General features: G+C 61.1%; 14 protein-coding genes. 12 read left to right on the top strand and 2 right to left on the bottom strand.

Translation table 11 applies throughout. The annotated features are described in order from the left end of the window. Positions 1-28 precede the first annotated feature (28 nt). Together ABVN21_RS07915 and ABVN21_RS07910 are read left to right on the top strand one after the other, a co-directional pair. Complete coding sequence (locus ABVN21_RS07915; RefSeq protein WP_080757846.1) at positions 29-514, top strand: sigma-70 family RNA polymerase sigma factor; 486 nt, start codon at positions 29-31, stop codon at positions 512-514. Continuing rightward, positions 511-1,272: a transcriptional regulator gene (locus ABVN21_RS07910; protein ID WP_339555845.1), complete on the top strand. Its 762-nt coding sequence runs from the start codon at positions 511-513 to the stop codon at positions 1,270-1,272. The genes ABVN21_RS07915 and ABVN21_RS07910 overlap by 4 nt, the downstream gene beginning before the upstream one ends. Positions 1,273-1,806: 534 nt before the next feature. Here ABVN21_RS07910 and ABVN21_RS07905 read toward each other — a convergent pair. Together ABVN21_RS07905 and ABVN21_RS07900 are read right to left on the bottom strand one after the other, a co-directional pair. Beyond that, positions 1,807-3,105, bottom strand: a complete 1,299-nt coding sequence (locus tag ABVN21_RS07905; RefSeq protein ID WP_339555846.1) for an ATP-binding protein — start codon at positions 3,103-3,105, stop codon at positions 1,807-1,809. Positions 3,106-3,109: 4 nt separating this feature from the next. Next, a complete protein-coding gene (locus ABVN21_RS07900) occupies positions 3,110-3,811 on the bottom strand; it encodes a response regulator transcription factor (protein ID WP_339555847.1) in 702 nt (233 codons plus the stop codon). A gap of 248 nt (positions 3,812-4,059) precedes the next feature. Here ABVN21_RS07900 and ABVN21_RS07895 point away from each other — a divergent pair, with 248 nt between their 5' ends. From ABVN21_RS07895 to ABVN21_RS07850, 10 genes are all read left to right on the top strand, one after another. Then, positions 4,060-5,217, top strand: a complete 1,158-nt coding sequence (locus tag ABVN21_RS07895) for an efflux RND transporter periplasmic adaptor subunit (RefSeq protein ID WP_339555848.1) — start codon at positions 4,060-4,062, stop codon at positions 5,215-5,217. Between the two features lie 15 nt (positions 5,218-5,232). Then, positions 5,233-8,331 (top strand): efflux RND transporter permease subunit, encoded by a 3,099-nt coding sequence (locus ABVN21_RS07890; RefSeq protein WP_339555849.1) that lies wholly within the window; start codon positions 5,233-5,235, stop codon positions 8,329-8,331. A gap of 182 nt (positions 8,332-8,513) precedes the next feature. Beyond that, a complete protein-coding gene (locus ABVN21_RS07885; protein ID WP_339555850.1) occupies positions 8,514-9,155 on the top strand; it encodes a DUF1345 domain-containing protein in 642 nt (213 codons plus the stop codon). Between the two features lie 77 nt (positions 9,156-9,232). Beyond that, positions 9,233-10,072 carry an AraC family transcriptional regulator gene (locus ABVN21_RS07880; RefSeq protein WP_339555851.1) on the top strand — a complete coding sequence of 280 codons (840 nt, stop codon included), beginning with the start codon at positions 9,233-9,235 and terminating at the stop codon, positions 10,070-10,072. A 53-nt stretch (positions 10,073-10,125) separates the two neighbouring features. Continuing rightward, entirely contained in the window at positions 10,126-10,734 is a 609-nt protein-coding gene (locus tag ABVN21_RS07875) for a LysE family translocator (RefSeq protein ID WP_339555852.1), read from the top strand. A 140-nt stretch (positions 10,735-10,874) separates the two neighbouring features. After that, on the top strand, positions 10,875-11,900 hold the full coding sequence (locus ABVN21_RS07870) for a LacI family DNA-binding transcriptional regulator (protein ID WP_339555853.1): 1,026 nt from the start codon (positions 10,875-10,877) through the stop codon (positions 11,898-11,900). A 125-nt stretch (positions 11,901-12,025) separates the two neighbouring features. Beyond that, complete coding sequence (locus tag ABVN21_RS07865; RefSeq protein WP_339555854.1) at positions 12,026-12,808, top strand: TIM barrel protein; 783 nt, start codon at positions 12,026-12,028, stop codon at positions 12,806-12,808. After that, positions 12,801-13,808: a sugar kinase gene (locus ABVN21_RS07860; RefSeq protein WP_339555855.1), complete on the top strand. Its 1,008-nt coding sequence runs from the start codon at positions 12,801-12,803 to the stop codon at positions 13,806-13,808. Before ABVN21_RS07865 ends, ABVN21_RS07860 begins: the two co-directional genes overlap by 8 nt. 72 nt (positions 13,809-13,880) lie before the next feature. Beyond that, the gene (locus ABVN21_RS07855; protein WP_339555856.1) at positions 13,881-15,176 is read left to right on the top strand and encodes an MFS transporter; all 1,296 of its coding nucleotides are present in this window, start codon (positions 13,881-13,883) and stop codon (positions 15,174-15,176) included. Positions 15,177-15,189: 13 nt separating this feature from the next. After that, complete coding sequence (locus ABVN21_RS07850) at positions 15,190-16,167, top strand: NAD(P)-dependent oxidoreductase (RefSeq protein ID WP_339555857.1); 978 nt, start codon at positions 15,190-15,192, stop codon at positions 16,165-16,167. Positions 16,168-16,242 lie beyond the last annotated feature (75 nt).

The raw sequence follows: 16,242 nt of genomic DNA, 5'->3' as shown, positions 1-16,242 counted from the left end.
GGCAATACGCACAGAACTAAGTCAGCACCTGGCGTGTTTATGGCGCTATGGCCTGCTGTTGTCTCGACAACGGCATGTCGCTGAAGACTTGGTGCAGGCGACCTGCGTACGGGCGCTGGAACGTGCCGGGCAGTATGTGGCGGGCACGCGCATGGATCGCTGGCTGATGAGCATTCTGCATTCGATCTGGATCAACGAAGTGCGCGCACGCCGGGTACGCCACGGCCAGGGCAGCATAGATGGAGAGGAAGTCTTGTCGTTCGATGGTGAACAGGTAGCGCAAACCCACGTCCTCGCGGCGCAGGTCATACGTCGCGTCGATGCGTTGCCCGAAGCCCAGCGCGAAACGGTGTTCCTGGCTTATGTTGAAGGCCTGTCCTACCGCGAAGTGGCCGAGGTGTTGCAAGTGCCCATTGGCACCGTGATGAGTCGCTTGGCAGCCGCCCGGGTAAAACTGGCCGAATACCCGCCGCTGCAAGCTGTACCGAACCCTTTCACCGGAGAACGTCGATGAACGCGAAACTCTCGGATGAGCAACTGGTGGCCTACCTCGATAACCAGCTCGATACCGAACAGCGCCAGCGCATCGACGCCGCCATTGCCGAAGACCCGATGCTCGGTCTGCGCCTGCAATGGCTGAACCGCAGCAGCCTGCCATTCAAGGAAGCCTATAAGGATGTGAGTCGCCAGGCACCAGTGGATCGCCTGCAGGCCATGCTCGACACCCTGCCCTCGCCCGCCCGTCCGCAGCTCAGTCGACGCGGATTCCTGGCGGTCGCCGCCGGGCTGGTGGTGAGTGGCGTCCTGGCGGACCGTCTGTTCCTGGGTTGGCAAGCCAGTCAGGAAGATAGCAACTGGCGCGGACTGGTCGCCGACTACATGGTGCTTTACGTGCCGCAAACCCTCGATCACCTGCCCAATGATGAAGCCGCTCAGACGTCGCAACTGCGTACCATCGATGCACTTCTGGGGCTGAACCTGGTGCCCGCGCAACTGACCCTGCCACGGGCAGAATTCAAACGCGCGCAAATCCTCGAATACGACGGCGTGCCGATTGCCCAGATCAGTTATCTCGATCCGGTCCACGGGCCGATGGCGTTGTGCATCACGCTTTCCGACACCGGTAGCCGGCATTTCGCCCGGGAACGTCGCCACGGGATGAACATTGTCCATTGGGCGGACATGCAGCATGCCTGGATGCTGATCGGGCATAACCCGGTGGCGGAGTTGGAAGCCATGGCCAAAACATTGCGCAGCCGCCTGAACACCTGATCAATCGACCCCTGTGGCGAGGGAGCTTGCTCCCGCTCGGCTGCTCAGCAGTCGTGAACCCTGTGAACTCGATGTGATTGAAAGAACGCCGAGGGCCGCTTCGCGCCCCAGCGCGAGCAAGCTCGCTCGCCACAGAATCGCGGTCGGGTCAGCCAGAGTTTCTGCGGGCTGCGAATTTGATCAGATCCTGTGCCCTTGGAAATTCTCCCGCCGACCCCGTCAGCACGGTGTATTTCACCTTATCGCCGACCTGAAACCACTCATTGCCATCAGTCGATAGATTGGGCCCGATCCGTATGGCCATCGTGGCACGTCCGCCATCAGGCAGGACCATCGCAAACTGGGTCGACCTTGCGTCGATCCAGACTTCCCTGATCGCGTTGATCGTACCGATACCCGTTCTTTTTATTGGGGGTGCTCCCATCACTCGCCTCCAGTCTCCAATACGTGGCGCGACAGCCTGACTGCGTAGAGCCAATGAAACGCCCATTTGCCAGGGGTGGCTACTGTCAGGTTTGACAGGCGCGCGCGGTGTCAAACGGGTGTCGGCAACCACAACCGGAACCGCGCGCCGCCCAACGGCGACGCTTCGACCGTCAAGGTACCGCCCTGTGCTTCCAGGGCCCGGCGACTGATCGCCAGCCCCAAACCAAAACCACCGGTCGAGCGATCCCGGCTTCGATCGAGCCTGTAGAACGGCTCGAAAATCCGCTCGCGCTCGCCTTCCGGAATACCGATCCCGTCATCATCGACCCAGATCTCACAACCTTTCGCGCAAACATGCACGCCAATCTGAATGCGCTTCTCGCAGTACCGCATGGCGTTGCGCAGCAGGTTTTGCAACGCACGAGCGGTCAGGCGCGGGTCGAGGCTGAAGCGTTCGAGTTGGCCGTGCAGCAACACGTCGATGACGATGTCCGGTGATTGCTCTTCATCGACGCTGCCCAAAATGCTGTCAATGAATTCATCCAGCGACACCTCGACCCGTTCCGGCACCCGTGCCGGGTTTTGCAGGCGACTGTAAGACAGCAACTCCAGCACCAGCTCATCGAGTTCACGGATGTGATCGACCAGCCCTTGCAGGCGTTCGCGGCTGGTGGCCGGCAAATCATCGGAGAGCGCGAGGGCCAGGCCGAAATCCAGTCGTGTCAGCGGTGTGCGCAGTTCATGGGAAACCGCGTTGAGCAGGTCGCGCTGTTGGTTCAGCAGGTTTTCGATGTCGCCGGCCATGGTGTCGAAGACATTGGCCAGGCTGCCGATGTTGGAGCTGGCCGCGATTTGCGTGCGCTCGCTCAGGTTGCCCTTGCCGAAGCGTTCAGCCGCACGCTTGAGGCGCTCCAGGTCGCGCCAGTGCGGACGAAGCCACAGCAGCAGGCACGCGAGCATGGTCGCGCCAATCAGCACGTTGATACTCCAGTACAACAGGTTGACGTCCATCGGGTCTGGCGGAACCACCATTTGCACCACCGTGCGCTCGTTCAGCGGCGCCACCGCCAGGGTGCGCCAGCCCCAGTCACCGATGCGCACGATGTTCTCGCCACGCTGCAATCGTTGCTGCTCGTCCTGGGAGAAATCAGCGGCGTCGTTGCTACTGAGGACGATGTGCAGCGGATGAAAATCCTTGTCCATTTCGGCGGCCAGAGCTGGCCATTGCTCGGCGGGAACGGCCTTGAACTGCTTGACCATGAGGGTTTGCAGGCCACGGGAATAATCGAGGTTGTAGGTGACGAAGCGCTCCTGGAAGACCCTGACCACCAGATCCGGCACCAGATAGATCGCCGCGCTGTACGAAACAATGGTCACCACATACAAGCGAAAGAGGATTCTGAACATCGCTTCAGCATTCCCACTCGGAACGGCTGAACAGGTAACCCTTGCCCCACACAGTCTTGATCTTGCGCGCCTCGCCCGCGTTGTCGTCGAACTTGCGTCGCAGCTTGGAGATCGCCACGTCCACCGAGCGGTCGGTGCCGTTGAATTCGATGCCGCGCAGGCGTTGCAGAATCTGGTCACGGCTGAGCACTTCGCCGGCATGCCGGGCCAATACCACCAGCAAGTTGTATTCGCCGCTGGACAATTCCACCGGGTGATCGCGCCAGGTCACGGTGCGTTCCGACAGGTCGATGCAGAGGTTGCCCATCAGGATGCGGTCATTGGCGGTCTGCGGTTCGCTGAGGCTGCTGCGTCGCAGCAGGGTGCGCACCCGGGCAAGCAGCACCCGTGGTTCGCAGGGCTTGGTGACGTAGTCGTCGGCGCCCATTTCCAGGCCCAGCACCTGATCGTGACTGTCGTCGCGGGCGGTGAGCATCAGGATCGGCAGCATCGCCGAATCGGCACGCAGAAAGCGGCAGACCTGCAGGCCATCAAGTCCCGGCAGCATCAGGTCGAGGATCACCAGGTCCGGCGGATTGAGCCGCGCCCTGTCGCGAACCTGGTCGCCACGGCTGATGACGCTGACACAGTAACCGTTGCGTTCCAGGTAGCTGGCGATCAGCTCGGCGAGTGCGGTGTCGTCTTCGACCAGGAGAATGTTGGGCATGGGGTGTTCCAGCAGATGCAGTGATGATCAGAAGATCGCTATCGCTGGCAAGCCAACGCCTACAGCGATTGCGCGAACCTGTAGGCGCTGGCTTGCCAGCGATCAAGCGCGAAGCGGTTGTGAAGGATATACGCCCCTGCATACACCTGAGTAAAACCCTTACACAATTTCACACAGCACCAACAAAGCTTCACCGCTACCCTCGCCGACGCCCAGTAGGATGCTGGGGGTCATTACTGGGGTCATTCATGTCAAAAAATCTGCTTGCCAGGCTCAGCCTGATCGCACTGGCGCTGACGTTGAGCGCGTGCGACAAGGCTCCCACCGCCGAAGAACAGGCACCACTGGCCACCGTTCGCATCGAAACCATCGAAGCCCGACCGCTGGCCATCAGCAGCGAATTGAGCGGGCGGATCGCTGCACCGCGCATCGCCGAAGTGCGTGCCCGGGTCGCGGGCGTAGTGTTGCAACGGACCTTTCGGGAAGGCAGCGATGTGAAGAAAGGCGACGTGTTGTTCCGCATCGACCCTGCACCGTTCAAGGCTGACCTGGACAGCGCCGAAGCCGCACTGCGCAAGGCCGAGGCCAACGCGTTCCAGGCAAAGTTGCTGGAACAGCGATACGCCCAATTGATCGAAGGCAACGCTATCAGCGCCCAGGACTTCGACAACGCCCGGGTTGCCGTACGACACACCGTCGCCGATGTCGCTGCCAACAAAGCGGCTGTCGAGCGCGCCAAACTGAACCTCGGCTACGCCACCGTCACCGCGCCGATTTCCGGACGCATCGGGCGTGCCCTGGTCACCGAAGGTGCACTGGTGGGCCAGAACGAAACCACGCCACTGGCACTGATTCAGCAACTCAATCCCATCCACGCCGACCTGACTCAATCGACCCGCGAACTCAACGACCTGCGCCGGGCGTTCCGATCCGGCCAGCTGAAAGAAGTCGGTCAAGGCCAGGCCAACGTCACGTTGATTCAGGACGACGGCAGCCTCTATCCGTTGCCGGGCAAGTTGCTGTTCACCGACATCACGGTCGATCCGGGCACCGGCCAGATCATTCTGCGCAGCGAATTTCCCAACCCGGACCTCGACCTGCTGCCAGGCAGTTTCGTGCGCGTGCGCCTCGAACAAGCGGTAAACAAGCAAGGCATCAGCGTGCCGCAACGGGCCATCCAGCGAGACAGCGCCGGCATCGCCCAAGTGCTGCTGCTCGATGACCAACAGCGGGTCGGCCAGCAACCCGTCGAACTGGGCTCGGTGCAGAACAATCGCTGGATCGTCACCGGCGGCCTCAAACCGGGTGACCGCATCGTCATCGAAGGCCTGCAACACGCCCGCCCCGGCGAGAAAGTGCAAATCGACGACACCCCTCTTCCACTCGCCCAGGTTTCTGGTCAGTAAGCAGGACGCTTGTTTATGCCGCAGTTCTTTATCGACCGCCCGGTGTTTGCCTGGGTGGTCGCGTTGTTCATCCTGCTGGCCGGTGCCCTGGCCATTCCGCAATTGCCGGTGGCGCAGTACCCCGACGTCGCGCCGCCACAGATTGAAATCTATGCCGTGTACCCGGGCGCTTCGGCGCAGACCGTGGACGAGAGCGTGGTCAGTCTGATCGAGGAAGAACTCAATGGCGCCGATCATCTGCTGTATTTCGAATCGCAAAGCAGCCTCGGCAGCGCCACGATCAAGGCAACTTTCCAGCCGGGCACCGATCCGGAAATGGCCCAGGTGGATGTGCAGAACCGCTTGAAAGTTGTCGAGTCGCGCCTGCCGCAAGCGGTGAACCAACAGGGCTTGCAGGTGGAGAAAGTCTCTGCCGGTTTCCTGCTGCTGATCACCCTGACCTCCAGCGACGGCAAGCTCGACGACGTGGCGCTCAGCGATTACCTGGCGCGCAACGTGATGAACGAGATCAAGCGGCTGGACGGTGTCGGCAAGGCACAGTTGTATGGCGCGGAACGGGCGATGCGCATCTGGATCGATCCGCAGAAACTCATCGGCTTCAACCTCACGCCGGCCGATGTCAGCGCCGCCATCGTCGCGCAAAACGCCCAGGTTTCGGCCGGCAGCATCGGCGACCTGCCGAGCCGCACTACCCAGGAAATTACCGCGACCATTCTGGTCAAAGGCCAACTGTCGACCCCGGAAGAGTTCGCAGACGTCGTGCTCAAGGCCAATCCCGATGGTTCCACCGTGCGCATTGGCGATGTCGCCCGGGTCGAGATCGGTAGCCAGGACTACCAGTTTTCCACGCGCCTGAACGGCAAGCCGTCCACCGCTGTCGGTGTGCAACTGTCGCCGGGGGCCAATGCCTTGAGCACCGCGACCCTGGTGCGGGCGAAGATGGATGAACTGTCGCGCTACTTCCCGGCCGGCGTGGAATACAAGATTCCGTACGACACCTCACCGTTCGTCAAAGTCTCGATCACCAAGGTGGTCTACACCCTTGGCGAGGCGATGTTGCTGGTTTTCGCGGTGATGTTTTTGTTCCTGCAAAACATCCGCTACACACTGATCCCGACGCTGGTGGTGCCGGTGGCGCTGATGGGCACTTTTGCGACCATGCTGGCCTTGGGTTTCTCGATCAACGTACTGACCATGTTCGGCATGGTGCTGGCCATCGGCATTCTGGTGGACGACGCCATTGTGGTGGTGGAGAACGTCGAGCGAATCATGGCCACTGAAGGCCTTTCGCCCAAGGACGCGACGCGCAAGGCGATGAAGCAGATCACCGGGGCCATCATCGGCATCACCCTGGTGCTGGTGGCGGTGTTTATTCCGATGGCGTTCATGCAGGGCTCGGTCGGGGTGATTTACCAGCAGTTTTCGCTGTCGATGGCCACCTCGATTCTGTTCTCGGCGTTCCTCGCCCTGACCTTGACGCCGGCGCTGTGCGCGACATTGCTCAAGCCGATTGCCAAGGGCGAGCACCACGAAAAGACCGGTTTCTTCGGCTGGTTCAACCGCCGTTTCGAACAACTCACCGACCGCTATCAGGGTTGGGTCGCTTACGCGTTGAAACGCAGCGGTCGTTACCTGTTGATCTACGGCGTGCTGTTGATTGGTCTGGGCGTGTGCTTCAGTCGCCTGCCCTCTTCGTTCCTGCCGGTTGAGGATCAGGGCTACACCATTACCGACATTCAATTGCCACCGGGTGCGAGCAAGAACCGCACGGTGCAGGTGGTGGAACAGATCGAAGCGCACAATGCTACCGAACCGGGCGTGGGCGACAGCACGGTCATCCTCGGTTTCAGTTTCTCCGGCAGCGGCCAGAACGCGGCGTTGGCGTTTACCACACTGAAAGACTGGTCCGAACGCGGCAGCGACGACTCGGCGAGTTCGATTGCCGACCGCGCCAACATCGCCCTGAGCCAGATCAAGGACGCCGTGACCTTCGCCGTCCTGCCGCCACCGGTGGACGGCCTCGGCACGTCCAGCGGTTTCGAGTTCCGCTTGCAGGACCGCGGTGGCCTCGGTCATGCCACGCTGATGCAGGCGCGCACCGAGTTGCTGGCCGCCGCCGAGAAAAGTCCGGTCCTGATGAACGTACGCGAAAGCGCCCTGGCCGAAGCGCCGCAGGTGCAGTTGATCGTCGACCGCAAACAGGCGAATGCGCTGGGCGTGTCCTTTGCCGACATCGGCAGTGTGCTGTCCACGGCCGTTGGTTCGAGCTACATCAACGACTTCCCCAATCAGGGGCGGATGCAACGGGTAGTGGTGCAGGCGGAAGGCGATCAGCGCAGCCAGGTCGAGGACCTGCTGAAGATCCACGTGCGCAACAACGCTGGCAACATGGTGCCGCTGTCAGCGTTCGTCCAGGCCAAATGGACCCAGGGACCGGCGCAGCTGACCCGCTATAACGGCTATCCGGCGGTGAGTATTTCCGGTGAACCGAAACCCGGCCACAGCACCGGTGAAGCCATGGCGGAAATCGAACGGCTGGTGGCGCAAGGGCCGGCGGGGTTGGGCCAGGAATGGACCGGGCTGTCGTTGCAGGAACGGCTGTCCGGCAGTCAGGCGCCGATATTGCTCGGGTTGTCGCTGCTGATCGTGTTCCTGTGTCTGGCGGCGTTGTACGAAAGCTGGTCGATCCCGACCTCGGTGTTGTTGGTGGTGCCGCTGGGCGTGCTCGGCGCGGTATTGGCCGTGACCTTGCGCGGGATGCCTAACGACGTGTTCTTCAAGGTCGGACTGATCACCATCATCGGCCTGTCAGCGAAGAACGCGATCCTGATCATCGAGTTCGCCAAGAGCCTGTACGACGAAGGCCATGACTTGATCGACGCCACGCTGCAAGCGGCGCGGCTGCGTCTTCGCCCTATCGTGATGACCTCGCTGGCCTTCATCCTCGGCGTGGTGCCGTTGGCCATCGCCACCGGCGCCAGCTCGGCGAGCCAGCAAGCCATCGGCACCGGGGTGATTGGCGGGATGATCACCGCGACCCTGGCCGTGGTGTTCGTGCCGGTGTTTTTTGTGGTGGTAATGAAGCTGGTACGCAAGCGCCATAAAAACATCTAGGCAACACATCCCCCTGTAGGAGCCCGGCTTGCCGGCGATAGCGGTCTGGAGAACGGTGCAATGTTCGAAGCCCAATCGCTGGCAAGCCAGCTCCTACAAGGTAAGTGCTGGCCTGATGGTTATGGTCACACCTCGCCACCCTGGGCTAAGGTGTTTGCAATACTCTGGCCCATCGAGCACCCATGCCCTACCTCACCCACACTCACCCGCGCCTGTCCGCCGCCACAACGTTCGGTATCGCGGCGGGTATCCTGATTCCAGCCGATTCGGTCATCAACAAAATACTCATTGGCTGGAACGCCGGGGTCTGGACTTACCTGATTCTGATGGCCTGGCTCGTGGTGCGCTCGAAAGCGGCGGATGTGAAGCGCATCGCCGAGATCGAAGACGAAAATGCCGGGCTGGTGCTGTTGGTGGTGTGCATTGCGGCGATGGCCAGCCTGGCGACCATCACCTTCGAATTGGCCGGCAGCAGAGACCTTGAAACCACCCGCAAGCTCCTGCATTACGGCTTCACTGCGTTGACGGTGTTCAGTTCCTGGCTGCTGATCGGGGTGATTTTCAGCGTGCATTACGCGCGGCTGTTTTACACCTGGGAAGGCAAAGACCCGGCGCTGCGTTTTGCCGAGGGCCTGACAACGCCCAATTACTGGGACTTCCTGTACTTCTCGTTCACCATCGGCGTGGCCGTGCAGACCTCGGATGTCGGCGTGGCGACCCGTGATTTGCGCAAGATCGTGCTGGCGCAGTCGTTGATTGGCTTTCTGTTCAACACGGCCATTCTCGGCTTCTCGATCAACATTGCCGCCGGGCTCTTCAACTGACGGCTGCACAAACGTTCTAGCCATCGCCGTCGGCGCGGGCGTTAAATGGCTCGGTAAATCCGCCCTTCAGGTGCTGCATGACTTCTCTCAACTGGCTCGATCTGGCCCAGGACGCCGACACCGGCATCGAGACTTTGCGCGCGCATTTCGAAGGCCACGCCTACGATCCGCATTGGCATGACAGCTATCTGGTGGGCGTCACCGAGCAAGGCGTCCAGCAATTCAATTGTCGGCGGGCCAGGCACCAAAGCACGCCGGGCAAGGTGTTTTTGCTGGAGCCGGGAGACATTCACGACGGCGAAGCGCCGACCGAGGAAGGTTTCACCTACCGCATGCTGTACCTCGATCCACAGTGGTTGCAGCGCGAACTCGGTGCCGTGTTCGACAACGCCCCGGACAACAGCGAATTGAGTTTCGCCAACACGCTGGCCAGCGATTCGCGCCTCGCCCAGGCGACCAGCCTGGCGTTTGAAACCCTGCACCGCGGTGAACTGAAAATCGTCCGGCAAACCGCCCTCGACCATTTGCTCGAACGCCTGACCAGTCACCTGCACTGGCGCGAACGCTACGGCGACGACCCGCGCTTGCCTCGGGTGGCGCAACAAGCTCGGGAATATCTGCACGCCAATGCGCAGTACGACATCGGCCTCGATCAATTGGCTGCCGTCACGGGCGTCGACCGCTTTCGCCTGACTCGCGCATTCAAGGCCGCTTATGGCATCGCGCCCCACGCTTATCTGGTGCAACTGCGGCTGGCCACGGCGCGCCGGTTGCTGGCCCGTGGCGAGCAACCGGCGTCGGTGGCCATGACCCTCGGTTTCGCCGACCAGAGCCATTTGGGCCGCTGGTTCGTCCGTGCCTATGGCCTGACGCCAGCGCATTACCGCAAGCGCTGCTCAAACCTTCCAGACAGATAACGTCGAGGCTTGTGAAGATCAGGTTCACTGATCTTTACCGGAGACTGCCCGCGATGTTGTCCTCTTTTCCGACGTTACTGCCCTTCCTGCTCTTTGCCTTCGTGGCTTCGATCACTCCCGGACCGACCAACATTCTGGTGTTGAGCAACAGTGCCCGGTACGGCCTCGGCGCCGCCGTGCCGATCATCTTCGGCGCCTGCGCCAGTGCCGCGTTGCTCGTAATGCTGGTGGGTACGGGCGTGGGTTCGTCACTGACGACCTGGCCCGCCATGCAAACCGTTATGCAATGGCTCGGTGTAGCGTGGCTGAGTTACCTGGCCTGGCAGATTTTCCGCACCCCGGCCGAAGCCATCAGTGCCCGCAAAGCCGAGGGCCAACTGGGTTGGGTGGGCGCCGCCAGCCTGCAATGGATCAATCCGAAAACCTGGATGATGGCGCTGGCGGTGATTAGTGTGTTCGCCGGCGCGGGTGAAGATCGGCTTGCCCATGTGATTAGTCTTTCGCTGCTGTTTTTCCTGATTTCCTTGCCTTGCCTGGGTGTTTGGGCGCTGCTCGGAGCCGGATCAAGTCGCTGGTTGCGCTCACCCCGGGCCATGCAACGTTTCAATCGCTGCATGGGCCTGCTGTTGCTGGGTTCGGCGTGGTTGAGCGTGCTGGTGTGAGCGCCACCCGTCGGTGATTGTTCGACAATCCATGACACGGGGGTTGACGGCGAATTGGCTTTTGGTGTCTTCTGAAACCGGTTTCAGCGCTGTCTCACACTGCGCTCAACCTTATAAATCCAATAAGAAGGTTTCAGACCGTGAATGATTTTTCCGCCGCCCAGCGCAGCCGCGTGACCATGCTCGACGTGGCCGAATATGCCAAGGTCTCAAAGGCCAGCGTTTCGCGGTTCATTGGCGATGATCGCGCCCTGCTCTCCGATGCCATTGCCCAGCGCATCGAGCAGGCGATTGCAGAACTGGGCTATCGCCCGAATCAGATGGCCCGTGGCCTGAAACGCGGGCGAACCCGCCTGATCGGCATGCTGGTGGCCGATATCCGTAACCCTTATTCGATTGCCGTGATGCACGGAGTGGAAACCGCCTGCCGCCAGCACGGCTACAGCCTGGTGGTGTGCAACACCGACCGCGACGACGAGCAGGAACGCCAGCACCTGGCCCTGCTGCGCTCGTACAACATCGAAGGCCTGATCGTGAACACCCTCGGCCATCACCGTGACGAGCTGCACGAACTGCACCGGGAAATGCCCCTGGTGCTCGTGGATCGCAAGGTCGCGCATCTTGAGAGCGACATAGTCGGGCTCAACAACCCAGAGGCCATCGACATGGCACTCAATCACCTTGAACAACGTGGATATCGCGATGTGTTGCTGGTCACCGAACCGGTTGATGGCACCAGCTCGCGAGTCGAGCGGCTCAGCAGTTTCAAGGCGCAGATCGAGCAACGCCCGGCGCTGTGCGGCACGCACATCGAAACCGGCAGCGACCTGACTGCACAGCTGAAGACTTTCCTCGAAACGCCGGGTCCTGGACCGAAAGCGCTGTTTTGCGCCAACGGGATTGCGGCGCTGGCGAGCACCCATGCGTTGCGTGAACTCAACTGCAAGCTGTTCGAGGATGTCGGCCTGATCGCCCTTGATGACCTGGATTGGTACCCACTGGTGGGCAGCGGCATCACCGCCCTCGCCCAACCGACCACCGAGATTGGCGCCAGCGCGTTTGAGTGTTTGCTCAAGCGTTTGCGTGGTGATGACGGGCCGGTGCGGACGCTGGATTTTTCGGCGCGGTTAATTGTTAGAGGATCGACCCAGGGAATTTTTCAGTGATTCGACTGGCCCCATCGCTGGCAAGCCAGCTCCTACAGGGATCCGATGGCTTGCCAGCGATGACGCCCCAAAGATCGCCCTTTTTTTTGAACAAAAATGAAACCGGTTTCAGAGGTAGAAAAACAATGAATAGACCAGCCGTTTCCATCAGCCTTTCCAGCTACGGCGCCGATCTTGTGCGCCAACGCGGTCAGGGCAGTTTCATCGAAATTCTGGCCGCCGCCGGTGCCACGCGCATTGAGTGGCGCGAAGAATTACTGACCTGCGAAGTCCCCGCCCAATTGGCTGGTGCCACTCAAGCCGAAGGTCTGGAGAGCGTGTATTCCTCGCCAATGGAACTGTGGCTGGCCGGTCAATCCAAACCCAATCCCGAATTAATTACCGCACTGCAGCGCGCTGAAATGTTCGGCGCCAAATGGCTGAAAGTGTCGCTGGGGTACTTCACCGACAACAGCGACTTGCGAAGCCTAGCCCGCATGCTCAGCGAAAGTGCCGTGCAACTGCTGGTGGAAAACGACCAGACCTTGCACGGCGGCCGAATCGAACCGTTCCAGCGTTTCTTCAATGAAGTCGAGCAACACAAGCTACCGATCAAAATGACCTTCGATATCGGCAACTGGCACTGGCAAGACCAATCCGCCGCCAGCGCCGCGCGCCTGCTCGGGCGCCACGTCGGCTATGTGCACTGCAAAGCGGTGACACGCCGCACCGACGGCAAGCTCGTTGCCATCCCGCCAACCGCCAGCGACTTGCAAGAGTGGGAACACCTGCTGCGCCACATGGCCCAAGGTGTTATGCGAGCGGCGGAATATCCGCTGCAAGGCGATGACCTGGTGCAATTGACCCGCGAACATGTGGCCGCCCTCGCCCACCTCGGTCAATCGCAGCTGGAGAGCGCTCATGTCTGAGATCGATATCCTTTCGTTCGGCGAAACCATGGCCATGTTCGTCGCAGAGCAGGCGGGCGGCCTGGCCAGTGTCAGCGCTTTCCACAAACGCATCGCCGGGGCGGACAGCAATGTTGCGATCGGGTTGTCGCGCCTGGGTTTCAAAGTGGCATGGCTGAGCCGGGTCGGCGCCGATTCGTTGGGTCGGTTCGTTGTCGATACCCTGGAGAAAGAAGGCCTGGATTGCCGCCACGTCGACATCGACACCGCCCACCCCACGGGTTTTCAACTCAAATCCCGCACTGACGACGGCAGCGATCCGGTGGTCGAGTACTTCCGCCGTGGTTCGGCCGCCAGTCACTTGTCGCCGCATTCGATCGTCCCCGAATTGCTCAACGCCCGACACCTGCATGCCACTGGCATTCCCCCGGCGTTGTCGGAAACGGCGCGGCAAATGTCGTTCGAATTGATGACGCGCATGCGCGAAGCCGGACGCAGCGTGTCGTTCGACCCGAACCTGCGCCCAAGCCTGTGGGCCAGCGAGCAACAGATGATCACCGAGATCAACCGCCTCGCCGCCCTCGCCCATTGGGTATTGCCGGGTTTGAGTGAAGGTCGGTTGCTGACCGGTTTCGAAGACCCGGCCGATATCGCCGCGTTCTACCTCGACCAGGGCGCTGAAGCCGTGGCGATCAAGCTTGGCCCGCATGGTGCTTACTACCGCACTCATCTTGATCAGGGTTTCGTCGCTGGCGTGCCGGTGGCGACAGTGGTCGATACGGTGGGGGCCGGTGATGGTTTTGCCGTCGGCATGATCAGCGCACTCCTGGAAAACCAAAGCTTTGCCGACGCCGTGCAGCGCGCCAACTGGATTGGCAGCCGCGCGGTGCAGAGCCGGGGGGATATGGAGGGGTTGCCGACCCGATCCGAGATGTTGATCGAATTTGAGGCCGCCATCGCGGGCAAGCCCGCTCCCGCAGTTACAGCGTCGCCTGTGTGGGAGCGGGCTTGCCCGCGATGAGGCCAGTACAGGCACCAAAGAATTAAACCGTTACCTGCTGCGACAAAAACAACAAGCTCAGGAGCATCACCCATGAAAACCGCAACGCTCGCCACCCGCCGCTGGTGGTACATCATGCCCATTGTGTTCATCACCTATAGCCTGGCGTACCTCGATCGCGCCAACTACGGCTTCGCCGCTGCGTCCGGCATGGCGGCGGATTTGATGATCACCCCGGGCCTGTCGTCGATGCTCGGCGCGCTGTTCTTCCTCGGCTACTTTTTCTTCCAGGTGCCCGGCGCGATCTACGCGCAAAAGCACAGTGTGAAAAAGCTGATTTTCGTCAGCCTGATCCTCTGGGGCAGCCTGGCGACCCTGACCGGGATCGTCTCCAACGCCTACTGGCTCATCGTCATCCGCTTCATGCTCGGCGTGGTCGAAGCCGCGGTGATGCCGGCGATGCTGATCTACCTGTGCCACTGGTTCACCCGTGCCGAACGCTCGCGGGCGAACACCTTCCTGATCCTCGGCAACCCGGTCACCATGCTGTGGATGTCGGTGGTTTCGGGCTATCTGGTGCAGCATTACAGCTGGCGCTGGATGTTCATCATCGAAGGTTTGCCGGCGGTGCTCTGGGCGTTTATCTGGTGGCGCCTGGCCGATGATCGTCCGTCGCAAGCGAAGTGGCTCAGCGATCAGGAAAAGCAGGATCTGGAAAGCGCCCTGGCCGCCGAACAGGTCGGCATCAAGGCCGTGAAGAACTACGCCGAAGCGTTCCGTTCACCGAAAGTGATCATCCTGGCCTTGCAGTTTTTCTGCTGGAGCATTGGCGTCTACGGCTTCGTGTTGTGGCTGCCTTCGATCCTCAAGGCCGGTGCGCAGATGGACATGGTCGAGGCCGGTTGGCTGTCCGCGCTGCCGTACCTGGCAGCGGTGATCGGCATGCTGTTGGTGTCCTGGGGTTCGGACAAACTGCAAAAACGCAAACGTTTCGTCTGGCCGCCGCTGCTGATCGCCTCGATTGCCTTCTACGGTTCCTACGCGCTGGGCGCCGAACATTTCTGGTGGTCCTACGCCTTGCTGGTGCTTGCCGGCGCCTGCATGTACGCGCCTTACGGGCCGTTCTTCGCCATCATTCCGGAGATCCTCCCGGCCAACGTCGCCGGTGGCGCGATGGCGCTGATCAACAGCATGGGCGCCCTCGGTTCGTTCGGCGGTTCCTATCTGGTCGGTTACCTGAACAGCTCCACCGGTTCACCCGGCGCTTCGTACCTGTTGATGAGCGGCGCCTTGATGTTCTCGGTGGTCCTGACGATTTTCCTCAAGCCCGGTGCCAGTGATCGGGAGCGGCCCACGGTCGCCTTAAAGCGCACCGCTGCACATTCCTGATTGAGAGATGACTATGAAAAAGCAGGTTGTTCTGTACAAGAAACTCTCGCCGCTGCTGATGGCTCGCCTGCACGAAAAGGCCGAAGTGACGCTGATCGAAAGCCTGGATGCCGAGGGCCTGGCCAAACTGCGCGAGGCCCTGCCCCGCGCCCAAGGCTTGCTTGGTGCCAGCCTGAAACTGGATGCCGGACTGCTGGATCTGGCGCCCGACCTGGAAGCCATCGCCAGTGTCTCGGTGGGCGTCGATAACTACGACATCGACTACCTCACCGAGCGGCGCATTTTGCTCAGCAACACGCCCGATGTGCTCACCGAAACCACCGCCGACACCGGTTTTGCGTTGATTCTGGCAACCGCCCGCCGCGTCGTGGAATTGGCCAACATGATTCGCCAGGGCCAATGGACCCGCAACATCGGCCCGGCGCATTTCGGCAGCGACGTGCACGGTAAAACCCTTGGCATCATCGGCATGGGGCGCATCGGTGAAGCACTGGCCCAGCGTGGGCATTTTGGTTTCGGCATGCCGGTGATTTACCACAGCCACTCGCCGAAACCGGCGGTGGAGCAGCGATTCAACGCGCAATACCGCGGCTTGACGGAGCTGTTGCAACAGGCGGATTTCATTTGCCTGACCTTGCCCCTGACGGCGGAAACCGAAGGGTTGATCGGCACCGAGGAGTTCGCCGCGATGCGCCCGGAAAGCATCTTCATCAATATTTCCCGGGGCAAAGTGGTCGACGAAAAGGCGCTGATTGAAGCCTTGCGCTCAGGCCAGATTCGCGCGGCGGGGCTGGATGTGTTCGAGCGCGAGCCGTTGAACCAGGATTCGCCGTTGTTGCAGTTGAACAACGTGGTGGCGACCCCGCACATTGGCTCGGCCACCCATGAGACGCGGGAGGCGATGGCCAGGTGTGCGGTGGATAATCTGCTGTCGGCGCTGGCGGGTGAACGGCCGGCTAATTTAGTGAATCCTCAGGTGTGGAAGGCCTGAAAAATTTGCTGCCCTCCAAATAACCATCGCGAGCAGGCTCGCTCCCACAGGGGATCAACGTCACAGATCCAATGT

It is taken from the genome of Pseudomonas sp. MYb327, from assembly GCF_040438925.1.
Taxonomy (GTDB): Bacteria; Pseudomonadota; Gammaproteobacteria; order Pseudomonadales; family Pseudomonadaceae; genus Aquipseudomonas.
The sequence above is the reverse complement of the archived record's forward strand: the minus strand, read 5'-3'. Positions and strand labels throughout refer to the sequence as shown.

What these genes read in the sequence shown, in the direction of transcription:
- ABVN21_RS07865 (WP_339555854.1), top strand. Translation starts at nt 12,026, where the DNA reads ATGAATAGACCAGCCGTTTCCATCAGCCTTTCCAGCTACGGCGCCGAT.
- ABVN21_RS07885 (WP_339555850.1), top strand. Translation starts at nt 8,514, where the DNA reads ATGCCCTACCTCACCCACACTCACCCGCGCCTGTCCGCCGCCACAACG.
- ABVN21_RS07895 (WP_339555848.1), top strand. Translation starts at nt 4,060, where the DNA reads ATGTCAAAAAATCTGCTTGCCAGGCTCAGCCTGATCGCACTGGCGCTG.
- ABVN21_RS07900 (WP_339555847.1), bottom strand. Translation starts at nt 3,811, where the DNA reads ATGCCCAACATTCTCCTGGTCGAAGACGACACCGCACTCGCCGAGCTG.
- ABVN21_RS07905 (WP_339555846.1), bottom strand. Translation starts at nt 3,105, where the DNA reads ATGTTCAGAATCCTCTTTCGCTTGTATGTGGTGACCATTGTTTCGTAC.
- ABVN21_RS07890 (WP_339555849.1), top strand. Translation starts at nt 5,233, where the DNA reads ATGCCGCAGTTCTTTATCGACCGCCCGGTGTTTGCCTGGGTGGTCGCG.
- ABVN21_RS07850 (WP_339555857.1), top strand. Translation starts at nt 15,190, where the DNA reads ATGAAAAAGCAGGTTGTTCTGTACAAGAAACTCTCGCCGCTGCTGATG.
- ABVN21_RS07880 (WP_339555851.1), top strand. Translation starts at nt 9,233, where the DNA reads ATGACTTCTCTCAACTGGCTCGATCTGGCCCAGGACGCCGACACCGGC.
- ABVN21_RS07910 (WP_339555845.1), top strand. Translation starts at nt 511, where the DNA reads ATGAACGCGAAACTCTCGGATGAGCAACTGGTGGCCTACCTCGATAAC.
- ABVN21_RS07855 (WP_339555856.1), top strand. Translation starts at nt 13,881, where the DNA reads ATGAAAACCGCAACGCTCGCCACCCGCCGCTGGTGGTACATCATGCCC.
- ABVN21_RS07860 (WP_339555855.1), top strand. Translation starts at nt 12,801, where the DNA reads ATGTCTGAGATCGATATCCTTTCGTTCGGCGAAACCATGGCCATGTTC.
- ABVN21_RS07875 (WP_339555852.1), top strand. Translation starts at nt 10,126, where the DNA reads ATGTTGTCCTCTTTTCCGACGTTACTGCCCTTCCTGCTCTTTGCCTTC.